Origin of the sequence: Nocardiopsis sp. TNDT3 (genome assembly GCF_003427465.1) — a bacterium.
GTDB lineage: Bacteria > Actinomycetota > Actinomycetes > Streptosporangiales > Streptosporangiaceae > Nocardiopsis > Nocardiopsis dassonvillei.
In genome coordinates, this window is the sequence record NZ_QPFC01000221.1 from 1 (window position 1) to 4,381 (window position 4,381).

Sequence of the window (4,381 nt, forward strand, 5' to 3'; positions counted from 1 at the left end):
GCGGGCCTGTCCTACCGGGTGGTCCGCGAGGAACTCGAACGCGAGGGCGTGGAGGCCGAACTCCACGCCCCCGACCCCGACTTCTGAACCGTCGCCGCCGACAGCGGTCGGGCCGGTGGTGCCCTCCGCCGGGACCGCCCGCCCCGTCCGCTCCGTTTCCGGAGGGTTAGTCGCCGGCGGCAGTCGGACCGGCGGCGGCCTCCGCGGGACTCGGGGGCCCGCCGTCCTGCCCGGCGTCCCGCGCGAGCGCGTCGGCGGTGTCCTCCGCGCTCGGGGCGTCCCCGGTGTCACCGGACTCCCCGGCGGCCTCCGCACCGGGCGCCCGGGAGCCCTCCGCGGCCGGTTCCGCGCCGTCCCCGACGGCCCCGGTCTCCGGCGGAGCGGTCACCAGCTCCAGCGGCGCCACGTCGGCCTCGAACCCGAACACCCGCGCGTAGAAGGCCAGCTCCGTCTCCAGGGAGCGGATCCGCGCCTCCTGCCCGGTGAACCCGTGTCCCTCGCCCTCGAACTCCACCAGCGCGTACGGCGCCCCGCGCCGCCCCAGCGCCGTCGCCATCGCCGTGGCCTGGTCCGGGGTCACGACCCTGTCCTCCAGGCCCTGCACCAGCAGCACCGGCACGTCGATCTCCCCGGCGCGGTTGACCGGGGAGCGCTCCCGGTACCGCTCCACGAACCCCGGCAGCGTCCCCACCAGGGAGTCCAGGAACCGCGACTCGAAGTCGTGCGTGGTCTGGCTGAATCCCAGCAGGTCGGTGACCCCGAAGAGGGAGACCCCGCACGCGAACGTGTCCCCGGTCAGCGCCATCAGCGCCGTGTACCCGCCCGCGCTCGGACCGCGGATCGCCAACCTGCGGGGATCGGCCACCCCCTGTTCCACCAGGGCCCGGGCCGCGGCCACGCAGTCCTCCACGTCCACCACGCCCCACTCCTTGTGCAGGCGCTTGCGGTACGAGCGCCCGTACCCCGTGGAGCCGCCGTAGTTGACGTCCACCACACCGATCCCCCGGCTGGTGAAGTAGGCCTTGGCCAGGTCGAACTCCAGCGTGCTGACCGACACGGGGCCGCCGTGCGCCCACACCACGTACGGCGCGGGGCCGTTCGCGGGCGCGTCCGGATGGGTCGGCGGGTACACGTTCGCGTACACCGGCGCACCGTAGCGGCCCGGCAGCGTCTCCTGGCGTGGGACGGGCAGGTAGGCGGTGTCCGGCAGCTCCTCGGCGGCCCGGCGCAGCACCTCCACACCACCCGAGACCGGATCCAGTCGCACCAGGCACGGCGGCTCGGTCGGCGAGGAGGCCACCGCCACCACGGTGCGCCCGTCGGTGTCCAGCATCGACCACGTGGTCAGGCCGGTCGCCACCGGCGTCAGGTCCAGGGTGTCGGGGTCGTACACGCTCGGGGTCAGGTCGGCGTGCCCGTGCAATGCCACCACCCGGCCCGAGTCCAGCACGCAGAACGAACGGTTGCCCAGACGGCCGGGGGAGGCGTGGAACTCCTCCTCGGCCGGGTACAGCGCCAGCGCCTGCCCGGTCATCCCCGCCTGGTACAGGTTCCACCAGCCCGGCCAGTCCGAGGCCACGTACAGCGTCGCGTCGTCGGCCCAGGTCGGGGAGACCACCGACTCGTCCACACCGCCCTTGAGGGTGTACTCGCCGGTCAGCCCGGTCTCTCCCAGGGCGCCCACCCTCAGTTCGCTGCCGTCCCAGGGCATCCTGGGGTGGTTCCACCGCACGTAGGCCAGGTGGGCGCCGTCCGGCGACGGGGTGGGGGAGGCGTAGAAGTCCGCCCCCGAGACCAGCTCGCGCACCGCGGAGGGGTCCTGCGCGCCCCGGCCCGACAGCGGCACCGACACGATCGAGCGGCGGACCGCCCCCTCCTCGTGCCTCTCGCGCACGCACAGCACGGCACGCCCGTCCGCGCTCAGCGCGGGGTCGGCGTAGCGTGAGGCGCCGTCGTCGGGGGTGAGCGGCACCGGCTCCGAGGAGCCGCGTTCCAGCAGGTAAAGGCGCTGGTCGGAGGACTGGGAGAACACCACGCCCATGCGGGTGATGGCCTTGTCGTCGCGGCGGGGCACCGGCAGGTAGGCGCGCCCGCCGTACTCGTGCACCCGGGTCCCCGCGCTCCAGGGCGCTGGCAGCAGGTCGGTCACCGTTCCGTCGGCGTCGCGCCGCATGAGGGTGGTCCGCCCCTCCTCGGGGCGCCCCTCCTCCCACCAGACCTCCGCACCCGCGACGGACGGGAACGCCATCCGCCGCACTCCTCGGGCGACGTCACCGGCGCTGATGGGCGATGGCCAGGAGCCGTGGCGGCTCGACAGTTCAGACATGTCCGCTCAGGATGGGTCGTGGGTTCGATGCGATGACATGTCGACCTTAGCCCTCGTTCGCCCGCTTGTGCAGTCCCGAAGGACCCTCCGCGCGGCGTCCCCGGAACCGCCCCGCGCGGGGCCGCGACGACGACGGCCCCGTACGCGCCGAGGGGCGCGCACGGGGCCGTGCCGGCCGTGGGGACGGAGGGGTCAGTCCTTCCGGTCCGCCCTGCCGTCCGGGTCGTCGCCGTCGTCGGACTTCGCCGGGCGGGACCCGTCCAGCGCGTCGGGCAGCGGCTCCTGCACGGTGGGCTCCACCGCCACGGACCCGGCGGGGCCCTCGGCCTTGGCGCTGCCGTCTCCGGTGCCGCCCCCGGGCGCGGCCACGGGCTGGGCCGGGATGTCCCCGCCGCCGGTGGGCTTGGCCGAGGGCCGACCGCGGCGGGCGTTGCGCCGCTCCAGCCAGATCGCGACCCGGCTCAGCGAGAGGTTGATGGCGATGTAGATGGCCGCGCAGATGATCGCGGCCGGGATCACGTTGCCCTCGCGCGTGGCCAGCAGGGTGAAGCTGCGCAGCATCTCGGGGAAGGCGATGATGTAGCCCAGTGCGGAGTCCTTGAGCAGGACCACGAGCTGCGCCACGATCGCGGGCATCATCGCGGTGATCGCCTGCGGGATGAGGATCAGCCGCATGTTCTGGCCCCGGGTCATCCCGATGGCCTGCGCGGCCTCGGACTGGCCCTTGGGCACCGCGAGGACGCCCGCGCGGAAGACCTCCGCCAGCACGGAGCCGTTGTACAGGGTCAGACCCGTGACGACGGCGGCCAGCGCCGAGACCTGGAAGGTGCCCGCGGGGATGTCGAACATCTGGTAGGCCACGATGGGCAGCGCCATCGTGAAGAAGATCAGCATCAGCAGCGGGATGCCGCGGAAGAACTCCACGACGGCCCCGGCCGGAACGCGGATCCACCACTTGTCGGACAGGCGGCCGATGCCGAACACCAGGCCGAAGAGGATGGCCAGGACCGAGGCGGTCAGCGCCGCGGTCAGCGTGTTCTGCAGGCCCGGGACGACGTAGTCGGTCCAGGTGGCGGGCTGCAGGAACGGCGCCCACTTGTCCGAGGCCCACTCGCCCGCGGGGTTGACCGCCCAGGTCGCCGGGTCGCCCAGCGGCCCCCAGGTGAGCGGGTTGAACAGCGAGAACCCGGTGTCGCGCAGGGTGCCGTTGAACCCCAGATACAGGACGGCCAGGCCGATCAGGGCCAGGAACACCGTGACGACCGTGTAGAGGGCGTTGCGCCTGCGGGCCTTGGGGCCGGGCGCGTCGAAGAGGACGGAGCTCTGCGCGCTCATCGGACCACCGCCACGCGCTTGGAGAGCCAGCCGAAGAAGTAGCCGGTCGGCAGGGTCAGGATCAGGAAGCCGATCGCGAAGCCGACGAAGGTCGGCAGGACCGGGGCGATGCCCTGGTCGAACATGAGCTTCATCTCCCTGGACGCCTCCTGAACGCCCAGCCCCGCGACGGAGGCGACGGTCGTGTTCTTGATCAGCGCGATGAGCACGCTGCCCAGCGGGCCGACGACGGTGCGCAGCGCCTGCGGGATGACGATCATCCGCAGGTTCTGGGTGAAGGTCAGGCCCAGCGAGCGGGCCGCCTCCACCTGGCCGAGGGGGATCGTGTTGATCCCCGCGCGCAGCGACTCCGAGACGAAGCAGGCGGTGTAGCCGGACAGGCCGATGACGGCCCACCAGAACACGTCCCACGCGACGCTGTCGGCCAGGGCGATCCCCAGGGCGCTGTTCAGGCCCAGGCCGCAGAAGAGCAGGACCAGGGTCAGGGGCGTGCTGCGGATGCCCTCGACGTAGGCGGTGGCCAGACCGCGCAGGAGCGGAACGGGGGAGACCCGCATGGCCGTGAGCAGGACGCCCAGGACGAAGGAGAAGAGGGCGCTGAGGAGGGTGAGCCGGACGGTCCATGAGAAACCGTCGACAACCCTGTCGATATTGCTGAGAAAGGCTTCCATGGGTCCCAGCTGGTCAAGGGCCGGGCGGCGGGGCCGGGGTCGGCCCCGC

At 73.0% G+C, this 4,381-nt stretch carries 3 protein-coding genes; all 3 read right to left on the bottom strand.

Annotated features, from left to right (window positions below):
- Positions 1 to 166: 166 nt before the first annotated feature.
- Positions 167 to 2,326: a prolyl oligopeptidase family serine peptidase gene (locus DQW06_RS06100; protein ID WP_013151720.1), complete on the bottom strand. Its 2,160-nt coding sequence runs from the start codon at positions 2,324 to 2,326 to the stop codon at positions 167 to 169.
- A 192-nt stretch (positions 2,327 to 2,518) separates the two neighbouring features.
- Positions 2,519 to 3,661 (bottom strand): amino acid ABC transporter permease, encoded by a 1,143-nt coding sequence (locus DQW06_RS06105; RefSeq protein ID WP_117198120.1) that lies wholly within the window; start codon positions 3,659 to 3,661, stop codon positions 2,519 to 2,521.
- Positions 3,658 to 4,332 (bottom strand): amino acid ABC transporter permease, encoded by a 675-nt coding sequence (locus DQW06_RS06110; protein ID WP_013151722.1) that lies wholly within the window; start codon positions 4,330 to 4,332, stop codon positions 3,658 to 3,660. Before DQW06_RS06110 ends, DQW06_RS06105 begins: the two co-directional genes overlap by 4 nt.
- Positions 4,333 to 4,381 lie beyond the last annotated feature (49 nt).

Coding starts and splice junctions, on each gene's coding strand:
- DQW06_RS06110 (WP_013151722.1), bottom strand. CDS start 4,332: ATGGAAGCCTTTCTCAGCAATATCGACAGGGTTGTCGACGGTTTCTCA.
- DQW06_RS06100 (WP_013151720.1), bottom strand. CDS start 2,326: ATGTCTGAACTGTCGAGCCGCCACGGCTCCTGGCCATCGCCCATCAGC.
- DQW06_RS06105 (WP_117198120.1), bottom strand. CDS start 3,661: ATGAGCGCGCAGAGCTCCGTCCTCTTCGACGCGCCCGGCCCCAAGGCC.